The 19478-nt window shown below is 68.9% G+C and carries 17 protein-coding genes; 7 read left to right on the forward strand and 10 right to left on the reverse strand.

From position 1 onward, the window contains the following. On the forward strand, positions 1-380 hold a 380-nt coding region (locus tag B141_RS0132445; RefSeq protein WP_020579357.1), incomplete at its 5' end, for an HNH endonuclease. A gap of 121 nt (positions 381-501) precedes the next feature. Here B141_RS0132445 and helR read toward each other — a convergent pair. The 10 genes from helR to B141_RS0132500 all read right to left on the reverse strand — a co-directional run bounded on the left by helR (position 502) and on the right by B141_RS0132500 (position 12850). Next, positions 502-2673: an RNA polymerase recycling motor ATPase HelR gene (gene helR / locus B141_RS0132450; RefSeq protein WP_020579358.1), complete on the reverse strand. Its 2172-nt coding sequence runs from the start codon at positions 2671-2673 to the stop codon at positions 502-504. Between the two features lie 289 nt (positions 2674-2962). After that, positions 2963-4525, reverse strand: coding sequence for an aldehyde dehydrogenase family protein (locus B141_RS0132460; RefSeq protein WP_020579360.1), 1563 nt, complete (start codon positions 4523-4525; stop codon positions 2963-2965). A gap of 2 nt (positions 4526-4527) precedes the next feature. Then, positions 4528-5607 (reverse strand): ABC transporter ATP-binding protein, encoded by a 1080-nt coding sequence (locus tag B141_RS0132465; RefSeq protein WP_020579361.1) that lies wholly within the window; start codon positions 5605-5607, stop codon positions 4528-4530. Beyond that, a complete protein-coding gene (locus tag B141_RS0132470) occupies positions 5604-6599 on the reverse strand; it encodes an ABC transporter ATP-binding protein (protein ID WP_020579362.1) in 996 nt (331 codons plus the stop codon). The genes B141_RS0132465 and B141_RS0132470 overlap by 4 nt, the downstream gene beginning before the upstream one ends. Positions 6600-6617: 18 nt before the next feature. Next, positions 6618-7334 (reverse strand): GntR family transcriptional regulator, encoded by a 717-nt coding sequence (locus B141_RS0132475; protein ID WP_020579363.1) that lies wholly within the window; start codon positions 7332-7334, stop codon positions 6618-6620. A gap of 70 nt (positions 7335-7404) precedes the next feature. Further along, positions 7405-8307: an ABC transporter permease gene (locus B141_RS0132480; RefSeq protein WP_026257765.1), complete on the reverse strand. Its 903-nt coding sequence runs from the start codon at positions 8305-8307 to the stop codon at positions 7405-7407. Next, the gene (locus tag B141_RS0132485; protein ID WP_020579365.1) at positions 8294-9238 is read right to left on the reverse strand and encodes an ABC transporter permease; all 945 of its coding nucleotides are present in this window, start codon (positions 9236-9238) and stop codon (positions 8294-8296) included. The genes B141_RS0132480 and B141_RS0132485 overlap by 14 nt, the downstream gene beginning before the upstream one ends. 34 nt (positions 9239-9272) lie before the next feature. Further along, entirely contained in the window at positions 9273-10550 is a 1278-nt protein-coding gene (locus B141_RS0132490; protein WP_020579366.1) for an NAD(P)/FAD-dependent oxidoreductase, read from the reverse strand. 17 nt (positions 10551-10567) lie between these two features. Further along, complete coding sequence (locus B141_RS0132495) at positions 10568-11242, reverse strand: haloacid dehalogenase type II (protein WP_020579367.1); 675 nt, start codon at positions 11240-11242, stop codon at positions 10568-10570. A 42-nt stretch (positions 11243-11284) separates the two neighbouring features. After that, on the reverse strand, positions 11285-12850 hold the full coding sequence (locus B141_RS0132500) for an ABC transporter substrate-binding protein (RefSeq protein ID WP_020579368.1): 1566 nt from the start codon (positions 12848-12850) through the stop codon (positions 11285-11287). A 433-nt stretch (positions 12851-13283) separates the two neighbouring features. On the opposite strand from B141_RS0132500, the gene B141_RS44040 reads away from it, so the two are divergent. From B141_RS44040 to solA, 6 genes are all read left to right on the forward strand, one after another. Beyond that, positions 13284-13850, forward strand: coding sequence for a GNAT family N-acetyltransferase (locus B141_RS44040; protein ID WP_020579369.1), 567 nt, complete (start codon positions 13284-13286; stop codon positions 13848-13850). 7 nt (positions 13851-13857) lie between these two features. Further along, the gene (locus tag B141_RS0132510) at positions 13858-14280 is read left to right on the forward strand and encodes a hypothetical protein (protein ID WP_020579370.1); all 423 of its coding nucleotides are present in this window, start codon (positions 13858-13860) and stop codon (positions 14278-14280) included. A 34-nt stretch (positions 14281-14314) separates the two neighbouring features. After that, a complete protein-coding gene (locus B141_RS0132515; RefSeq protein ID WP_020579371.1) occupies positions 14315-15586 on the forward strand; it encodes an aminotransferase family protein in 1272 nt (423 codons plus the stop codon). 1 nt (position 15587) lies between these two features. Further along, a complete protein-coding gene (locus tag B141_RS0132520; protein WP_020579372.1) occupies positions 15588-17096 on the forward strand; it encodes an NAD-dependent succinate-semialdehyde dehydrogenase in 1509 nt (502 codons plus the stop codon). An 86-nt stretch (positions 17097-17182) separates the two neighbouring features. Further along, entirely contained in the window at positions 17183-18289 is a 1107-nt protein-coding gene (gene ald / locus B141_RS0132525; RefSeq protein ID WP_020579373.1) for an alanine dehydrogenase, read from the forward strand. 15 nt (positions 18290-18304) lie between these two features. Beyond that, a complete protein-coding gene (gene solA / locus B141_RS0132530; protein WP_020579374.1) occupies positions 18305-19468 on the forward strand; it encodes an N-methyl-L-tryptophan oxidase in 1164 nt (387 codons plus the stop codon). The last annotated feature ends 10 nt before the right edge of the window (positions 19469-19478 follow it).

Here is a 19478-nt window from a genome sequence, read left to right on the forward strand (position 1 = left end):
TGATCGCGATCGGCGTCACCCACCCCGTCACCGGACAACTGTTGAGCCTGCACCCCATGGCGCAACGATTCCTCCGCGGACTCCCCGCAGAACTCGTGCAGTCACTCAACCAACGCTGCACCTGGATGCTCTGCCGCCGCCCAGCCATCAGCTGCGACCTCGACCACACCAAACCGTACGCTCAAGGCGGCGAAACCTCCGTGGACAACGTGGCACCGCTATGCCGACGCCACCATCGGGTGAAGACCGAGGGCGACTGGAAGGTCGAACAAACCAGCCCAGGCCACCTCAGGTACACCGACCCACACGGACGGAAGTACGAAGTGACGCCACCGCGACTCACCGACCCCGTAGATGATCCCGACCCGCCGCCTTTCTAGCCAGGGCGGAAAGAAGGGGACAAGCAACAAGACGGCAGGCTCGAGAGCCCTTGCAGAGAAGGGCTATCGAGCCTGCCGGGATGCCCAGCCCAGCCCATCCTCGACGAGGTCGTGGCCTACGTCAGGAGCTGGTGAGGATGACGAGTTGCTGGGTCGCTCTGGTCATCGCGACATAGCGGTCGACCGCCCCTTCGATGCCCGTGCCGAACGCCTCCGGGTCGATGAGGACGACCAGGTCGAACTCGAGCCCCTTCGCCAGCTCCGGGGTCAGCGACTGGACGCGGGACGTCGCCCGGAACATGCCAGCTTTGATGTCACCAGCGCCGATGACGCAGGCGATCCCGTCGGCATGCGCGGCGAGCCAGGTGTCGAGGATCGAGCCCAGATCCGACGTGGATGCGTGTACGACGGGGACGTCGCAGCGGCGGATGGAGGTCGGAACGTTGGCGTCCGGGAGCACGGCCCGGATCACCGGCTCGGCTTCCACCATGACCTCCTCCGGGGTCCGGTAGTTGACGCTCAGGGAGGCCAGGTTGATCCGATCGAGCCCGATCCGTTCGAGCCGTTTCTGCCACGACTCCGTGAACCCGTGCCTGGCCTGGGCTCGGTCCCCGACGATGGTGAAACTCCGGGACGGGCAGCGGAGCAGCAACATCTGCCACTCCGCGTCGGTCAGCTCCTGAGCCTCGTCCACGACGATGTGCGCGAACGGGCCGGCAAGCAGGTCCGGGTCGACGCCGGGCTGTGCGGTCTCGTCGACGAGGGCGTTCTGCAGGTCCTGCCCGCGCAGCATCGACATCACCTGCATCTCGGAGTCGTCTGTCGCGATCAGGTGGTCGACCACCGTGGCCATCTGCTCGCGCTCCGCGGCCAGCGCCGCCTCCTGGCGGCGTCGGCGCTGCGAAGCCTCGGGGTCGCCGAGCCGCTGCCGCGCGGCGTCCAGCAGCGGTAGGTCGGAGACCGTCCAGGCCCGGGGGTCCTTGCGCTGCAGCATCCGTACCTCGTCCGGGCTGAGCCAGGGAGCGCACATGCGCAGGTAGGCAGGAACCTCCCACAGGTCCCCGACGAGGTCAGTCGCCTCGAGCAGCGGCCACGCCTTGTTGAAGGTTGTGATCAGCGCCCTGTTCTGCAGGAGCGACCTGCGCAGCATGTCGGCCGAGACGTCGTCGTCATCGTCGTCGTGCTTGTCCACCAGGATCGTGAGCAGCTCCTCCCAGATCTGGTCACGCGCCTCGTTGTGCGGAGTGCCGGGCTCCGCTGCTTCGAACGCCTCGGCCCAGTCAGCGGCGCTGAGCCGAATGTCGGACCAGTGGGTCTCAACCGTCATCGGCTTGGTGGGCGGCTCCTCGTAGAGCCTGACGGCCGGCTCGATCGCCTTCACCATGTCCGCGGACGACTTCAGGCGGGCCACCTTCGGGTCGGTCTCGATCGGTGCCGCGGCACCCTCGGGAAGGAGGTCCCGCAGGGTGCAGGTCTGCACGCCCTCCTCTCCGAGGCTGGGGAGGACGTCGGAGACGTAGGCCAGGTAGGGCTGGTGCGGACCAACGAACAGCACGCCACCTCGGCGATGACCGAGGCGAGGGTCGGAGTAGAGGAGGTAGGCGGAGCGGTGCAGGGCGACAACGGTCTTCCCCGTACCCGGACCGCCGTCGACGACGAGGGCGCCGCGGGAGCCCGCGCGGATGATGGCGTCCTGGTCGGCCTGGATGGTGCTGAGCACGTCTCGCATCCGGGGCGACCGGCTGCTGCCCAGGCTGGCGATGAAGGCGGACTGGTCGTCGAGCGCGGCGTGGCCTTCGATCCCATCCGAGGTGAACACTTCGTCCCAATAGTCGCTGATCCGGCCGCGGGTCCAGCGATACCTGCGGCGGGTCGCCAGACCCATCGGATTGGCGTGGGTCGCTCCGAAGAACGGCTCAGCCGCGGGGGTGCGCCAGTCGACCAGAAGCCGACGACCCGCGCTGTCCGTGAGGCCAAGTCGTCCGACGTACACGGGCTCGGCGTTGTCTGCGCCGACCATGCGCCCGAGGCACAGGTCCAGACCGAAGCGTCGCAGGACGCGCAGGCGAGCGGTCAGCCGATGGATCTCCAGGTCCCGATCCATCGCGCCCTGGCCTGTACCGCCGCGCGTCCTGCGCTCGGCGGCGAGGCGGTCGGACAGATCGGCGATCGACCGCTCGAGGCTCTCCGCGATGGCTGCGAAGTGCTGCTCGTCGCCGGCGATCAGCGTCGGGTCGGCCTTGGGGGTCAGGTGGTCGGGAAGGTCGAACGCGCTGGTAGCCAGGGGATTCACGTCATCAGCTCCGATCGAGCAGCAGCGTCGAGGCCCGCAACCGCTCCGCGAGTCCCACCAGCGGTTCGACGTCGCCGCGCGAGCCGTACGTCGACAACAACACACGCATTTGGTGCCCCCGGTTTTCCGTAGTTTCTGGGTTCGGCCAGCGATTTTCCGGCACGACCGGGGTCTTGCCGCAAGCCCCAGGTGCGCTATAGATTGAAAATGGCAAGGAGTTGCGCGCTCCTTGCCATTTTTGATTGGCCCTGATCGTCCGCAGTGGACGGGAAACCTCCTCGCGAAGGATCTACGCAGGCGCACCCAGGTCCATGACCGTCTTGATCGCAACGACCTTCGGCTCTGTCAAAGCCTCGACAGCGCTGGAGACACCCTCCCGACCGATCCCGGAGCGCTTGAAACCGCCGAACGGCATCGCGTCAATCCGGAAGTCAGACGTGGAGTTGACCAGCACCGCGCCCACCCGCAACCGCGCGGCCGCGTACATCGCCACATCCAGGTTCCGCGTGAAAACCCCCGCCTGCAGCCCGGTATCCACACCGTTCGCCAGCTCGAGCGCCTCGTCCACTTCGGTGAACGGCGCCAGGACCATCACCGGCCCGAACACCTCCTCCTGCCAGAGGCGGGTGTGCAGGGGTACGCCGGTGAGCACGGCCGGCGTGACGTACGCCCCCGACCGCCTCCCGCCCGTGTGCAGCCGAGCGCCAGCCGCGACGGCCTCCTCGATCCACCGCACCACGCGGATCGCCGCCTCCTGGTCGATGAGCGGCCCCACGTCGGTACGCGGATCAGCCTTGCTGCCCACGACAAGCGCCGCGGCCTTCTCGACCACCAAGTCCACCAGCCGCTCGTACACCGCCGACGATACGAGCACCCGCTGCACCGACAGGCAGTTCTGGCCAGCCACCCCGAAGGCACCGTCCACGATGGCGCCAGCCACCAGCTCGGGGTCAGCGTCGGCGCACACGATGGCGGCATTGTTGCCACCAAGCTCCATCAGCAGTTTGCGGGCGGGCCCGGACCGCGCGATGCGATCCGCCGTCGCCGGCCCGCCAGTGAACGACACGACGTCCACGCCGGGATGCGCGACCAGCGCCGGGCCCGCATCTCGGCCGGTGACCACGGCGAGGTACTCCCCCGGCACCCCACCTTCGAGCAGCAGCGCCACCAGCGCCAACGCCGACAGGGGTGTCGCCTCGGCGGGCTTGAGGACGACCGCGTTCCCCGTGACGAGAGCGGGACCGAGCTTGTGCGCCACGAGGTTCAGAGGATCGTTGAACGGCGTGATCGCCGCGACCACGCCGAGGGGTTCGCGGGTGTGCCAGCCCACCCAGCCCTCGCCCCGGTCAGTGTTGTCGAACGGCACCGTCCGGCCGGTCAATGTCGCGGCCGCCGCCGCGGACAGGCGGAGCGTCTCGACCGCACGCCGCACCTCCCGCCGGGCCTCGGTCACCGTCTTGCAGCCCTCGGCCACGATCAGGCTGGTGAAGCGATCCTCCTCAGCGGCCAACCGGACGGTCGCGCGCTCCAGAACCTCCCGACGCTGCCACAGAGGCCACCCGCGACGGACGTGCTCGCGCGCCACGTGAGCGACCGCACGACCGACCTCCTCCACGGTCGCGTCCATGACCACACCGACGAGCCGCCCCGTCTCCGGATCATGGACCTCCAGCGTGCGCCGCCCGTCCTTCCAGGCGCCCTCCCAGAACCCACCCGCGGGCGGCTGCCAGAGTGCCCCGCCGGCAGCGGCGGCGCCGGCAGCGGCGGCGCCGGCAGCGGCGGCCCCGGCAGCGGCGGCCCCGGCAGCGGTGTCGTCGACCAGAGCGGCGGCAACGGTTGGCTTCGGACTCATGGTCAGGATTCCCCTTCGCCGACGAGCCCACCTTCGCCGACCAGCGCCGCGCGCGCCTCGTCCCAGCGGTGACAGCGCACCTCGTGTCCGGGCGCCACAGCCTGCAGCGGCGGCATCTGCGTACGACACCGCTCCGTCGCCAGCGGGCAACGGGTACGGAAGCGACAGCCCTCCGGCGGGTGGATCGGGGACGGCGGCTCGCCCCGGGCCGCCACCGTCGGCTCGCTACCGGGCCGCTTCGGCGTGGCCGCGTCCAGCAACGCGAGGGTGTACGGGTGAGTCGCGGCGTCGAACAGCTGGTCCCGGTCGGCGATCTCGACCACCTGGCCGAGGTACATCACCGCGACCCGGTCGCTGATCAGGCGTACGACGCGCAGGTCGTGCGAGATCATCAGCATCGTCAGGTGATGCTCCCGGCGGAGCCGGCTCAGTAGGTTGAGCACCTTCGCCTGCACCGACGCGTCCAGCGCCGAGGTGGGTTCGTCGCACACGAGCAGCTTCGGACCCAGCAGGAGCGCCCGCGCGATGACCACCCGCTGGAGCTGGCCGCCCGAGCACTCGGCGGGATACCGGTCGACGTACGACTCGTCCAGGCCAACCTCACGCAGCCCGTCCTCGACCTTCTTCCGGCGTTCCTCGGCCGTGCCCATCCGGTGTTGGGCCAACACGGCGGAAAGGCTCTCACCGATCGTCATCCGCGGGTCCATCGCCGCGTGCGGGTCCTGGAAGACCAGCTGGGCGGTCCGGCGCAGCCGCTTGCTCTCGGCTCCCCGGAGCTTGCGGACGTCCATGCCGTCGACGACGACCCGGCCGGCATCCGCGGGGGCCAGGTGGAGCAGCACCCGGGCCAGCGTGCTCTTGCCCGAACCCGACTCGCCCACCAGGCCCAGGACCTCGCCCGCACCGATCCGCAACGAAACGCCGTCCACCGAGTGCACGTGGTCGCGGGTACGCCGGAACGCCCGCCGGGGTAGGAGGAAGTGCTTCACGGCGTTCTCGATGACCACCATGTCGCTCGTGCCGTCAGCGCCGCCGCCCGGCCCGGCACTGCCGCCCAGCGTCCGCAGGTCGGTCTCTGTCATGCCGACTCCCGCATGGTCGAGGCTGCCCAGCAGCGCGTGTCATGGCCCGAGGTGCCACCGGGAGCGGCGACCAGCTCGGGTTCGCGGCTCGCGCAGTGGTGCTCGACGTGGGCTTCGACCGCCCGATGGCAGCGTGACTGGAACCTGCACCCGCCCGAGCTGACGCGTTCCAACCCCGCCCCGTCGGGAATCACGTACAGCTCACCGGACTCGTCCGGACGCAGCGAGGAGCACAGGATCAACGCCTGGGTGTACGGATGGCTGGGCGCGTCCAGGATCTCGGCGGTGGGGCCCTGCTCGACGATCCGTCCGGCGTACATCACCGCGATCCGGTCGGCGATCGAGGCGACGACGCCGAGGTCGTGGGAGATGAAGAGGACGGACATGCCAAGCTCGGCCTTCTTCTGGGCGATGAGCGCGAGGATCTGGGCCTCGACCGTGACGTCCAGCGCGGTGGTGGGTTCGTCGGCGATGAGGAGGCGGGGCTGGGCCGCCATCGCCGCCGCGATCATCACCCGCTGGGCGAGACCGCCGGACAGCTGGTGGGGATAGGAACGCGCGCGGCGTTCGGGTTCGTCGACGCCGACGTCGTGAAGGAGTTCGACCACCCGGCGGCGGGCGGCTGACCGGCTCATGCCGAGATGCTTACGCAGCGGCTCACCGATCTGGCTGCCGACCGTGGCGGTGGGATCCAGCGCCCGCTTGGGTTGCTGGAAAAGCATGCTGGCCTGCCCGCCGCGTACGGAGTTCATCTGGCCTTCCGACGCGGCGACGAGATCCGTCTCGCCCAGGCGGACGGCGGCCGCGTCCATCCGCGCTCCCTCGGGCAGCAACCGCATGATCGACAGGGCGGTCATGCTCTTGCCCGACCCCGACTCGCCGACGAGCGCGAGCACCTCACCCTCGGCGATCCCGAGCGAGACACCATCGAGGACGGGACTGGCCCCACCAAAGGTCACGGTGAGGCGATCGATTTCGAGGAGTGCGGCCATGGCGTCCTCCTGGGCTGTCTAGCGTTGGCGTGGACGGGAACGCGAGGGTGTGTACGTCGACTCGAACGTCTTCAACGCGTCGTCGAAATGCTTGTCGAGCGTTTCGAGTAGGCGGCGACGATCGCCCGCGGCAAGGAGCTTGAACAGATCGGAGTGTTCGTCGAGAAGGTCCTCCCGGCCTTGGTACGTGTCGACCAGGAGGTTGAGCCCGAGCCGGGTCTGGCCGGCCAGGGAGGCGTACATCTGGCTGAGCCGCGGGCTGTCGGCGGCGTACACGATGAGCTCGTGGAACCGCAGGTCGGCCGCCGAGACGCGGGGCCAGGCCTGCTCCTCCAGCGCGAGCGCCATCATGCCCAACGCCTGCTCGAGATCGGCCAGCAATCCCGCCGGCGCACCGCGTTCGGTCAGGCGCAGGAGGGCGGCCCGCTCGATCGCCGCCCGCGCGAAGTACAGGTCGTCGAGGTCGTCGGCGGTCAGCACGGGTACGAAGATCCCGCGGTGCGGGGTGCTCACCAGCAGGCCCTCCTGCACCAGGCGCTGCATACCCTCCCGGACCGGCCCCCGGCTGGTGGCGAACCGGTTGGCGAGCTCGACCTCGTTCATCTGCGTACCCGGCGGATAGGTGCCGTCGATGATGCGGTCGCGGATCTGCGAGGTGACGACAGAGGCCAGCGTGCGCTTGGGGACCCGCGCCCTGGGAGTCTGTTTTCGTTCTGAGTTACTTCGTTCAGCCATGGTCACTCACTCCTCGCGCTCCAGTGTGGTCAGGTGATCGGCCGAAGGCATATCAGACATTCAGACACACCTACGTCCTGCGGTTGCGTCGTACGTTGATCCCCTGCCCCATGAGAGTGACACTGAGCGCGGTAACAAAGATCGCGAGGCCTGGATAGATGACGAGTCCCGGCGACCTGCTCATGTACGGCAGACCGTCGGCCAGCATGGAGCCCCAGTCCGCGTCCGGCGGTTGAACGCCAAGACCCAGGAACGACAGCGCGCCGACCGTGATCAGCTTGTGCCCGAACCTCAGCGCGGCATGGGCCATCAACGGGCTCAGGGCGTTCGGCAGGACGTGCCGCATCATGATGAAACGCTTGGAGCAGCCGAGGCTCTTGGCCGCCTCGATGTAGTCCCTGGAGTCGATCTCGATCGCGACGCCACGGGCGAGCCGGGCGAACGGCGTCCAGCCGCCGAGCACGAGCGCCAGCACCAGAGTCGACTGGCTGGCCCCCAGGATCGCGACCAGGAACATCGCCACGATCATCTCCGGGAACGCGAGCAGCACGTCGGTGAGCCGCATGATGAACTCGTCGAACGCACCCCGCCGGCGGGCGCAGACCAGGCCCAGCAGGGTGCCGACCACGGCCGAGATCGCGAGCGTGAGGGCGGCGATGGAGACGGAGAACCTCCCGCCGTCCATCAGCCGGCTCAGCACGTCGCGGCCGAGTTGGTCGGTGCCGAGCGGATGGGTGCCGCTGCTCCCGGTGAGGCGCGCGGAGAGCGTCTGCGCGGCCGGGTCGTGGGGCGCGATCCACGGCGTGAGGATGAGCGTCAGCACCACCACGACGAACAGCAGCGCACCGATCACCAGGCTCGCCGGCCAGGTTCGGATGTCGATCCACCGCCGGCCGCGGGCGGACCGGGCCACCCGCACCGGGGCGGGAGCCGAGTCGAGGGCGCTGGTACGAGTCCCGTCAAGAAGAGACATTGGCCGACCTCACCGTCGGATTGATGACCGTGTAGACGACATCGGTGACGGTCGAGATCGCGACCGTGAGAGTGACGATGCACATGATCGCCGCCTGGAGTACCGGAATGTCGCTGTTGAGGACGGCGTCATAGACGAGCCGACCCATCCCGGGGATTCCGAAGATCACCTCGACCACCACCGACCCTCCGAGCAGGCCGCCGAGCCACACCGAGAAGAGCGTCACCACCGGAATCAGCGCGTTGCGGATCCCATGTCTCCAGATGGTCTGGCGGTAACTGAGACCGCGGGCGCGGGAGCCGATGATGTGCGGTGAATCGAGTACGTCGGCCATGGACGCGCGGGTGACCTGGGTGAAGTAACTGATCGGGCGCATCGCCAGGGTGAGGCAGGGCAGCACCATGGACGCGACTCCCGTCCATCCCGCCGAGGGCAGGACCCGCAGATGAACGGCGAACGCCAGCACGAGCAGCGGCGCCATCCAGTACTCCGGGATCGCGACGAAGCCCTGGGTCACCGTCGTGATCACGGTGTCGGTCGGCCGGCCACGCTTCATCGCGGCGATCGACCCCAGGGGCAACGCGATCGCCAGGGCGAAGATCAGCGCCGCGGCCGTGAGGAGGACGGTGACCTGGATCGCCCCGACGATCATCGGCGGGATGGGCGACCTGGCCGTGTACGAGATTCCCAGGTCACCGGTCACCGCGTGCAGCAGCCAGTCGGCGTACTGCACGAGGAGCGGCCGGTCCAGGCCGTACTGCGTCCGCAGGCGCGCCACCGACTCCGCGTCGAGGTTCGGGTCGTTGACCCGGGCCCGGAGGATCTTGCGGGCCGGATCGCCCGGTGTGAGGTAAGGGATGAGGAAGACGACGAACGACACCGTGACGAGCGTGCTGACCAACACGATCAGGCGTCTCACGAGGAAAGTCACAGCCACCTCCACATCTGCGGCTACGGTGCGGGCTTCATCGCACGAGGTCGAGGAACCTGAAGAAGGCACCCGCCGGCGGCAGGAACCACGGTGGACCGAAATGACCTGGCACGGCTGGGAACCGAAGGTCAGCCCATGGGTTGGCCCGGTGCTCGCCCGAGAGCACCGTGGCCAGGACCTTGCCCATGTGTGTCGCCATCTGGACACCGTGGCCGCTGTAGCCCACCGAATAGAAGACCCCCTGATGCTCCCCTGCGTGGACCATCTGGTCGAGGGACATGTCGACGAGCCCGCCCCAGCAGTAGTCGATCCGGGTCGAACGCAGCTGGGGAAAGACCCTCACCATTGCCGCGTGCAGGATCCGTCCGCTGCGCAGGTCGGAACTCGGGCTGGACATGGCGAACCTCGCCCGGCCACCGAACAGCAGGCGGCTGTCCGGCGTGATCCGGAAGTAGTACAGGAGGTTCTTGCTGTCGGACGCCATCCGCCGGTGGGGAAGAAGCTCTGCCGTGACCTCCGGCGACAACGGCTCGGTCACGACGATGAAGCTCCCGATCGGAACGATCCGGCGACGCAGCCACGGCGTGAGCCGGCCCGTGTAGCCGCTGGTGGCCACCACCACCTGGTCCGCCACCATGGTCCCCGCGTCCGTCGTTATCTCGTGGCGATGTCCGGCGAGGCGCCGAAGGCCGACCACCTCACAGTCCTCGTGCAACGAGGCGCCGTGGGCGGAGGCCGCCTTCGCCAGTCCGGAAAGGAACTTGCCCATGTGGAGCCCCGCACCCAGCGGATCGACCATCGCCCCGTGATAGAAGTCGCTGCCGATCTCGGTGCGCATCTCCTGCCGGGGAACGAGAGTGACGTGCTGGCCGGCGAGCTCCGCCATCAGATGAGCGGACTTCTCGAAGCTGGCATAGTGATCCGGCTTGCACGCCAGGGTGAGCTTGCCCGAACGCTCGAAGTCGCAGTCGATTCCTTCACTGGCCACGAGGGTTTCGAGGGTGTCGATGGCGTCGTTGTACGCCTGGAACATCTCGGTCGCCCGCGCCTGGCCGTACCTCGCCACGGCCTTCCCGAACGAAATCGCCAGCCCCGTCGTGGCCATGCCCCCGTTCCGCCCCGACGCTCCCCAACCAAGCGTGTGGCGTTCCATGAGCACGACGTCGGCTCCGTCGCGGGCCAGGTGGAGCGCGGTCGAGAGGCCGGTCAGCCCGCCTCCGATCACCGCGACGTCCGCCCGTGCCGGGACGCCTCGCCGCCGGAAGTCTCCGGCGGGTTCGGCGGTGTCCAGCCAGTACGGCTTGAGCTTCACGGTGCCCCCGTTTCTCTTCAGATCCCCAGCAGGGGCGGCACACCGCCGAGGTCTGAGGTTTCGGCGTACTCGTAGAACGGCGTCGACGGGTCATAGCCGCGGTTGACGTAGACCTTGTGCCGGATGCGCAGGTCGTGGGCTGGGATGAGGTCGTACCAGATGTGCGACGAGACGTGCAGGATCTCGTCCCGGTCGACGTCGAGTTGGTCGAGCATGTACTCGAACGCCTGGTATCTCGGCTTGTAGGCACGGGCCTGCTCGGCGGTGAGCACCCGGTGGAACTCCACACCCAGCTTCTCGATGTTGTGGGCGAGGATGCTGTCAACCGCGTTGGACAGGATGACCAGCGGGTACGCCGAAGCGAGCTTTTCCAACGCCGCTGGCACATCCGCGTGCGGACCCCAGCTGCCGAGCGCGGCCACGATCGCGTCCACGTCCGAGGGCCGGAACTGAATCCGCCAACGGTTACAGGCCCGCTGCCAGGAGTCGCGCAGCACCTGCGGATAGAGCTTGAAGGGTCCGAGCACCTCGTCCATGCGGTAGGCCCGGAAGTCCTTCAGGAACGTCTCGGTGTCCTCCGGCGCCATCCGGTCGACGATGAGCGGGAGGACCGCACCCGTCATCTGGAAGTTGGTCAGCGTTCCGTAGCAGTCGAAGGTGATGTATTTCGGGGTGAATCCGAGCAGGTCCATGCCGGCTGCCGTCCTTTCTGGTTCAGCCGCTGCCTTTCTGGTTCAGCCGTTGTTGACGCTGAGGTCCTTGGTGACCGCGTAGCGCGCGAGCGGGTCGTCGACGAATCCCTTCACCGTGGACCTGCGGGCCGCGACCGTCTGCTCGTGGACCAGGAACGCGGTGACCGCCTCGTCCTGGAGTCGCTTGGCGAGTTCGGCGTAGATGGCGTACCTCGCCTTGGCGTCGGACTCCGCGTTCGCGGTCTTGATCTTGGCGTCGAAGGACGGGTCGCAGTAGTGGCTGATGTTGTACGTGCCCTTGCAGGTGTAGTCGGCGGTGAGGAACCCGATCGGGTCGGCGATGTCGGTGAGGTGGTTACGCGACAGGAGTGACAGGTCGTAGTCACCACCCAGCAGGGCGGGCTCGATGGCGGCGTAGTCGCTGGTGCGCACCGTCACCTTGATGCCGATCTTTTCCAACTGGTCCTGGATGATCGCGGCCAGGTCGGCGAACTCCGGCCGCTCGGTGTAGGCCAGCAGCGTGACCTTCAGACTGCCGGGCGCGTGGCCGGACCGCTTGAGCAGGTCCGCCGCGCGGGTCAGGTCAGCGCTGACGGGCTTGACGCTCTTGGGAGCCCATGCCTCGTCGGGCGCGAACGGTCCGATCGCGGGCTGGGCGGTTCCGTCGTAGATGCTGGCGGCGATGGCGTTCAGGTCGAGCGCGGACTGGATCGCCTTACGTACGTCAGGGTTGTTGAACGGCGCCTTGGACACGTTGAAGTAGAGACCCGAGGTGCGAGGCGTGAACGCCTCGCTGACCACGACATCCTTGTTGGCCTTGAGATCCGGCACGCTGGCGGCCGGAATCGCCAGCGCGACCTGCGATTCGCCGGTCTGCACCTGCGTCGCTCGGGTCGCACCCTCGGGAAGGAAACGCGCCTCCACCTTTGTCAAGGCAGCCTTGCCGCCCCAGTACTTGTCGTTGCGTTCCAGGGTCATCGACTGCTTGGCCGTCACGGAGACCGGCGTGAAGGGTCCGGTGCAGTGCCGGAGGGGATCGACTCCCGACTTCGTGTACGCGGCGGGCGCGAGGATGCCGGTGTTGACCGCGGCGAGGCGGTACGGCACGAGCGCGCTGGGAGTCGGTGTCGTGACCCGGACGGTCGACGCGTCCACTGCCGTGACCGAGCTGATCACGTCGGGGGTGAACGGGCGCGGGGGCACCTCGACCTTCAACATCCGCTCCAGGGCCGACGCGATCGTGTCGGGCGTGAGCTTCGTGCCGTCCTGGAACGTCACATTGTCACGGATCCTGAAGTCCCATTCGGTGGGCTTGGACTGTGTCCATGACGTTGCGAGGAGCGGCTCGAGCTTGCCGGTGGCGTCGTCGTACTTCACCAGCGTCTCGAGGCATCCGACCTGGGTCAGGACGAACGCGTCATCGGTCTCGAGCGCGAAGTTGGCCCTGGGCGTGAACTGCAGGCTGATGACGGCCTGACCACCACCATCACCGCCGCTGCCGCCGCCCTTGGCTGGTTGACTGGAATCGGTCTGGAAGCTGCCACAGGCGCTCAGCAGCGAGAGGAACGCTGCCATGGCCAGCGCGGACGAAAGTTTGAGAGTTCGCATGGAGAACCACCCTGAGTGGTCGATCGGCCTGCCGGGGTGTTCGCGGACCGGGTGCTCGGAAGGCTAGGGACGGGCTCCGGAGATTGTCAACAATTCTGTTGAAGAACTTCGATTGCCGACCTTTCTTCCACGATGAAGTGCTCAATCCCCAGGGACAAGGGTCTACCAGACAGGCTCGACGAGATCGGGAGACGGCACAGGAACCGTCCAGGACTAATTGTTGACAACTTTGAAACTCGGCCGAAATCTCGGCCAGGAACCGTTGACGGCGGCTGGCGCGATTCGTAGTGTTCGCCGTGACACAGCACGCGCCGGCCTCGTTCTGACCGGCCACTTCAGAGCTCTCATCCCCCAAAGAAACAGGCGCTGCCCGCCTCGCATGCCCCCCAGGCCGGGCAATCCCACCGACCCCTCGTATTCGAAGGCGGACTCGATGAGCGGACCACTCGGGTTCCATGTCAGGGAACTCGCCGAGCACGACATCCCCGAGGCGCGCGCCCTCATGCTCCGCACCGTCGCGGAGGACTTCGGCGACCCGTACGATCCGCGCATCCACGCCGACATCGACGACATGCTCGGCTGGTACGTCTCTCCCACGGGCCCGTTCATGCTCGTCGCCGTCGACGACACGAGCGACGCGCTGGTCGCGACCGCCGGAATTCGGGGTGGGGCGCTCAAGGAGGGCCTGAGTCCGCAAGCCCTCGTCGACCGTTACCGCGACGGGCGTACCGGCCAACTCGTCCGGGTCTACGTCCTCCGCGAGCATCGACGCCGGGGAATCGCCCGCGTCCTCGTCCAGGCCGTCCTCGACCGGGCCGCCGCCGAGGGGCACTACGACACGATCGCGCTGCACACGTTCCCACACTCGCCAGGAGCACTGGGCTTCTGGCAGTCCATGGGAGCCGTTCTTGTCGACGATGACACCGACGGAGTCTCACGCGCGATGTTCTTCGAGATCCCGTCCCGCGTTCCCCCAGAGGCTTCGTTCCTCAGAAAGTGAGTCTCCCGTGAGCAAACGCCGTGATCTGTTCATCTACGTTCCCGAACCCGGCCAGGCCGAGGCGGCCAAGGCCTACCTCGGTGACTGGATGCGTTCCCTGGAAGGGCATCCGGGCTACCTCGGGGGTTCGGTGCTCGCGGAGGTGGCGAACGAACTGCTACCCGACACGCTCGTCCTCATGCTCGAGTTCGAATCGACCGAGGCGGCTCGCGCGCTCTGGCCGAAGATCGAGAACACCGTCAACCCGTTGTATCCCGACGACAAGTCCGACCACTCACCGGACCAGGGCACGCGTTTCTTCGACGGCACGAAGGAAGCGGTCGGCAACGGCGATCCGCTGCCGTTGAAGTTCACCCGGGGCAACGGCCTCCTGGCCCGCATGCTCCACATCCACGCCGCCGCGGTCGACGAGTTCGTCGTCGCGAGCTAGCCGATCACCCGCACGGGAGGAGGGGCCAACCATCATGAGTCGCCCGAGCGAGCGAACCCAACGCAGCGCCCTTTGGCATCCACAGACACACATGCCGAGCGCGGCCACCGATCGACTGGTGATCGCCGCGGGCGAGGGTGCGTGGGTGACCACGGAGGACGGGCAACGGCTGCTTGACCTGCCCGCCGGACTCTGGCACGCCAACGTCGGCCACGGCCGGGAACGCCTCGCACGGGCGGCCGCAGACCAGCTGCGGACGCTCGAGACGTACCACCTGTTCGGCGCGCACGCCAACCGTCCGGCGCTCGACCTCGCGGACCGGCTCGCCGGGTTGGTACCCATCGAAGGCGCCTCGATCTTCTTCACGTCGGGTGGTTCCGACTCGATCGACACCGCCTGCAAGGTGGCCCGCCGCTACTGGCAGGTCGCGGGGCGGCCCGACAAGAAGACGATCCTCAGCCGGGAGGGCGGCTACCACGGCCTGCACGGTTACGGTACGTCGATCGCGGGGCTCGGGTTCAACCGCGAGGGATATGGCACCGAGTCGCTCATCCCCGAAACCGCCCGCGTTCCACGAGCCGATCTCGCGGGGACGCAAGCGGTGATTGACGCACTCGGCGCCGACACCATCGCCGCGATCGTGATCGAGCCGGTGATCGGCACGGGTGGTGTGGTTCCTCCTCCTGACGGCTACCTGCGTGGGCTCGCGGACCTCGCCCGCCGTCACGACATCCTGCTGATCGCCGACGAGGTGATCACCGGCTTCGGACGGGTCGGCGCGTGGTTCGGCTGCGAGCGTTGGGGTATCGAACCCGACCTGATCACGATGGCGAAGGGCATCACGTCGGGTTACCTCCCGCTCGGCGCCGTCGCGGTCACGCCGCGAGTCAGCGAGCCGTTCCTGGTCGGCGCCGACGCGCCGATCTTCCGGCACGGGCTCACCTACTCCGGGCACGCGACCGCCTGTGCCGTCGCGTCGGCGAACCTCGACATCATCGAGGAGGAAGGCCTCATCGATGCGGTCAAGGACCTCGAACCCGTGCTCGCCGCCGTTCTCGGGCCCCTGGCCGATTCGCCGTTCGTACGCGAGGTGCGCTCGGTCGGTCTGATGGCGGGAATCCAGCTCGAACCCGAGGTGGACGCCTCGCGGGTGATCCTCGCCTGCCGTAGAGGCGGTGTGCTCACCCGCCTGCTCGCCGACAACGCCCTCCACGTCTCCCCGCCGTTCGTCGTCACCGCCGAGGAACTCGAACTCGCGGCGAAGGTCATCGGCGACGCGCTCCTCGAGCTCGACGGGAGCCGTTGAGATGACCGACCAACTCCAGGTCCGGCCAGCGCAGAAGGACGCGAAGGAGGCGCTCGCGTCCGTCCCTTCGGGGTTCCTCGCCGACAGCTGGCGGGCGCCCGCGCCGGGTGGCGTTCTCACCGTCGAGGACCCCGCCACCGGGGAGGCGATCGCCACGGTCGCCGACTGTACGGAGGAGGACGCCCTCGCGGCCCTCGGCGCGGCAGCGACCGCCGGACCCGCCTGGGCACTGACGTCTCCGCGCGAGCGCGCCGACACCCTCCACCGGCTGGTCGCGTCGATGCACGCCCACCGCGAGCGGCTCGCCTGGCTCCTCACGCTCGAGGTGGGCAAGACGCTCGCCGAGGCCCGCGGTGAGGTCGACTACGCCGCCGACTACGTGCGCTGGTACGCCGAGGAGGCCGTCCGGCCGCACGGTCGGAGCACGGTCGCACCCGACGGGCGGTCCCACATCCTCACGGTGGCCGAGCCGGTCGGGCCGTGCCTGCTCATCACCCCGTGGAACGTCCCGCTGGCGATGGCCGCGCGCAAGGTGGCGCCGGCGCTCGCCGCGGGCTGCTCGGCGATCCTCAAGCCGGCCGAGCTCACGCCGCTCTCGTCCCTGGTGTTCGCCGAACTCGCGCTGGCGGCGGGTGTCCCTGCCGGCGTCCTCACCGTCGTCACAACCAGCGCACCGGCCGGCGTCTGCGCCCGCCTGATAGCGGACGAGCGGCTGCGCAAGGTCTCCTTTACAGGCTCGACCCCGGTTGGCCGGATCCTGCTCCAGCAGGCCGGCCAGCGGGTCCTGCGGGTCTCGATGGAGCTTGGCGGCAACGCGCCGTTCCTCGTCTTCGACGACGCCGACCTCGAGCTCGCGGTCCACGAGGCGATGATCGCGAAGATGCGGATGGGCGGGCAGTCCTGCGTGGCGGCCAACCGCTTTCTCGTCCAGGACGGGATCGCCGACCGGTTCACGGCCGCGCTCGCCGAGCGGATGACCGCCATCCGCGTGGGACCCGGCTGGGAGGACGGCGTCGACCTCGGCCCACTCGTGGACGCGCGCGCCGTCGCGAAGGCGGCCCGGCTGGTCGAGGACGCCCGCGAACGAGGGGCGACCGTGGTGGCCCGGGCGCCTGTCCCCGACGGACCTGGCTGGTATTTCCCGCCCACGGTCCTCGATCACGTGCCGGCCGACGCCGCGATCTGTTCGGAGGAGGTCTTCGGTCCCGTGGCCGCGATCTCGCGGTTCAGCACCGAGGACGAGGCGCTCGCGCGGGCGAACGACACCGAGCACGGCCTCGCGGCGTACGTCCTCACCAGCGATTTCGACCGGGCGCGGCGGGTGGCGGGCCGCCTCCAGTCGGGCATGGTCGGCATCAACCGCGGGCTCGTCTCCAACGTCGCCGCGCCGTTCGGCGGCATCAAGCAGTCGGGGCTCGGTCGCGAGGGCGGGCCGGAGGGGCTGCACGAGTACCAACAGTTCAAGTACCTCTCGATGCCAGGTTTCCACGCGCCCGCGGGCGGTGCATGAACCATCCGGCGGTGGAAGGCCGCTGCTTTGGTTTCTGAGCAAGGGACGCCCCCAAGAAGAGGGGGTGTACTGAGAAGGGAAGCAGGATGGACGTCGGAGTGCCGCGGGAGATCAAGGACAAGGAGTTCCGGGTCGCGGTGACGCCGGGCGGCGTCGGCGAACTGGTCCGCGCCGGGCACCAGGTCACCGTCGAGAGCGGCGCGGGCGTGGGCTCTGGAATCTCCGACGACGAGTACCGCTCGTGCGGAGCGCAGGTCGTCGCCGACGCCGACAAGGTCTGGGACGGGGCGGACCTCGTCCTCAAGGTCAAGGAGCCCGTCGAGGCGGAGTACCACCGCATGCGCCCGGGCCAGGTGCTCTTCACCTACCTGCACCTCGCGGCGAACGCCGCGCTCACGCGCACCCTGCTCGAACGGGAAGTCACCGCGATCGCCTACGAGACGGTCGAGCTTCCCGACCGGACGCTCCCGCTGCTCGCGCCGATGAGCGAGGTCGCCGGGCGGTTGGCGCCGCAGGTGGGCGCGCACGTGCTCACCCGAACGCAGAACGGCCGGGGCGCGCTGCTGGGCGGCGTTCCCGGCGTACGCCCGGCGTCGGTCGTGGTCATCGGCGGCGGTGTCGCGGGAGCCAACGCCGCGGCCATCGCCCACGGCATGCGGGCCGACGTGACGGTCCTCGACGTCTCGGCCGCCCGGCTGCGGGAGTTCGACCGGACGTACGCCGGTCAGATCCGTACGATCGCCTCCAACGCGCTGGAGATCGAACGCGCGGTGCTCGGAGCCGACCTCGTGATCGGGGCCGTCCTGGTGGCCGGCGCGCGGGCACCTCGCCTGGTCAGCAGCGATCTGGTCGCGCGGATGCGGCCCGGCAGCGTCCTGGTGGACATCGCCATCGACCAGGGCGGCTGCTTCGAGGACTCCCGGCCGACCACACACACCAGCCCGACCTACCCGGTGCACGAGTCGCTGTTCTACTGCGTCACCAACATGCCGGCCGCCGTGCCGCTCACGTCGACGTACGCCCTGACGAACGCGACCCTGCCGTACGCGCTCGCCCTGGCCAGCCGCGGGTGGCGCGACGCGCTCGCCGCTGACCCTGCGCTGGCCAAGGGGCTGAGTACGCACGCCGGCGAACTGCTCGACGCGCGCGTGGGGGCGGCGCACGACCTGCCGGTGAGTGTGTTCGCCGCCTAACGCGAGGAGTGGGGCATGGATCCAGAGGCGACCGTCGCCGTCGTCGGTCTTGGCGCGATCGGCGCGATGACCACCTGGCGGCTCGCGGAGCGCGGCGTCGCTGTGCACGGTTACGAGCGCTTCGGCGTCAGCCACGATCGTGGAGCGTCGGCCGGACAGACCCGGAGGTTCTCGGTGCAGAGCCAGCGGGAACGCCGGTTCACCCCGCTCGCCCTCGAGGCGCTCGACCTGTGGCGGGAGCTCGAGGCCGCCACCGGGCGCCGGTTGCTCGACCTGGTGGGCGGGCTGATCCTCGGGCCGGCAGACGCCGACGCCCTGGTCAGCGCCGCGCGATCGGCACGTGAGCTCGGGCTCGACCATGAGGTGCTCGACAGCGCCGAGCTGGCCCGTCGCTTTCCGCAGCATCTCGCCCGTCCGGGCGACGCGGGCGTGACCGACCCGATGGGAGGCTTCGTGCGGCCGGAGGCGAGCGTCGCCGCCGCGATCGAGCGGGCCCGCGACCTCGGCGCGACGATCCACGACTACACCCGCGTCCACGCGGTCGAACCCGCCGACGAGCACGTGGTGGTACGTACGCCGGATGGCGCCCGCCGCTACCACCGGGTGGTCGTCGCACCCGGCGCCTGGGCTCGGGACCTGTTGCCGGCGGCGCGTACGACGGTGCTGCCCCGCCGGCTCGTCCAGGCGTGGTACCTCCCGCGCGACCCGGCGGCGTACACCTTCGAGCGGTTTCCCGTCTTCGAACGGGTCGGCGACTTCAAGGCCTACGGCTTTCCGAGCCTGGACGGCAGCACCATCAAGGTCGGTATCTACGGCACCGCGCACCCGATCGTGCACGACACGGAGAATCCTTCCCGCACAGTGGGTCTGGACCTGGTGCGGTCCTTCCGGGACGTGATCGCGGAGTGCCTGCCGGGCGTGCACCCTGACCCGTCGGCGACGACGGTGGGGCTGGAGGGTTACACCACTGACGGATCTGCCCTGCTTGGTCCCGCGCCCGACGCACCGAACGTCATCCTGGCGTGTGGGTTCTCCGGCTCGGGCTTCAAGTTCGCGCCGGTGATGGGTGACATCGCGGCCGACTATGCGACGAAGGGCGCGACTGCTCGGGACGTGGAATTCCTCTCGCCGGCTCGCGAGGTGGCGAGCTGGCCGGCCGACTTCCTCACCAGGGCGTGACCGGCGATGG

It is taken from the genome of Actinopolymorpha alba DSM 45243 (assembly GCF_000373925.1).
Lineage (GTDB): Bacteria > Actinomycetota > Actinomycetes > Propionibacteriales > Actinopolymorphaceae > Actinopolymorpha > Actinopolymorpha alba.

What these genes read in the sequence shown, in the direction of transcription:
- B141_RS0132460 (WP_020579360.1), bottom strand. Translation starts at nt 4,525, where the DNA reads ATGAGTCCGAAGCCAACCGTTGCCGCCGCTCTGGTCGACGACACCGCT.
- B141_RS0132465 (WP_020579361.1), bottom strand. Translation starts at nt 5,607, where the DNA reads ATGACAGAGACCGACCTGCGGACGCTGGGCGGCAGTGCCGGGCCGGGC.
- B141_RS0132470 (WP_020579362.1), bottom strand. Translation starts at nt 6,599, where the DNA reads ATGGCCGCACTCCTCGAAATCGATCGCCTCACCGTGACCTTTGGTGGG.
- B141_RS0132475 (WP_020579363.1), bottom strand. Translation starts at nt 7,334, where the DNA reads ATGGCTGAACGAAGTAACTCAGAACGAAAACAGACTCCCAGGGCGCGG.
- B141_RS0132480 (WP_026257765.1), bottom strand. Translation starts at nt 8,307, where the DNA reads ATGTCTCTTCTTGACGGGACTCGTACCAGCGCCCTCGACTCGGCTCCC.
- B141_RS0132495 (WP_020579367.1), bottom strand. Translation starts at nt 11,242, where the DNA reads ATGGACCTGCTCGGATTCACCCCGAAATACATCACCTTCGACTGCTAC.
- B141_RS0132500 (WP_020579368.1), bottom strand. Translation starts at nt 12,850, where the DNA reads ATGCGAACTCTCAAACTTTCGTCCGCGCTGGCCATGGCAGCGTTCCTC.
- B141_RS44040 (WP_020579369.1), top strand. Translation starts at nt 13,284, where the DNA reads ATGAGCGGACCACTCGGGTTCCATGTCAGGGAACTCGCCGAGCACGAC.
- B141_RS0132515 (WP_020579371.1), top strand. Translation starts at nt 14,315, where the DNA reads ATGAGTCGCCCGAGCGAGCGAACCCAACGCAGCGCCCTTTGGCATCCA.
- B141_RS0132520 (WP_020579372.1), top strand. Translation starts at nt 15,588, where the DNA reads ATGACCGACCAACTCCAGGTCCGGCCAGCGCAGAAGGACGCGAAGGAG.
- ald (WP_020579373.1), top strand. Translation starts at nt 17,183, where the DNA reads ATGGACGTCGGAGTGCCGCGGGAGATCAAGGACAAGGAGTTCCGGGTC.
- solA (WP_020579374.1), top strand. Translation starts at nt 18,305, where the DNA reads ATGGATCCAGAGGCGACCGTCGCCGTCGTCGGTCTTGGCGCGATCGGC.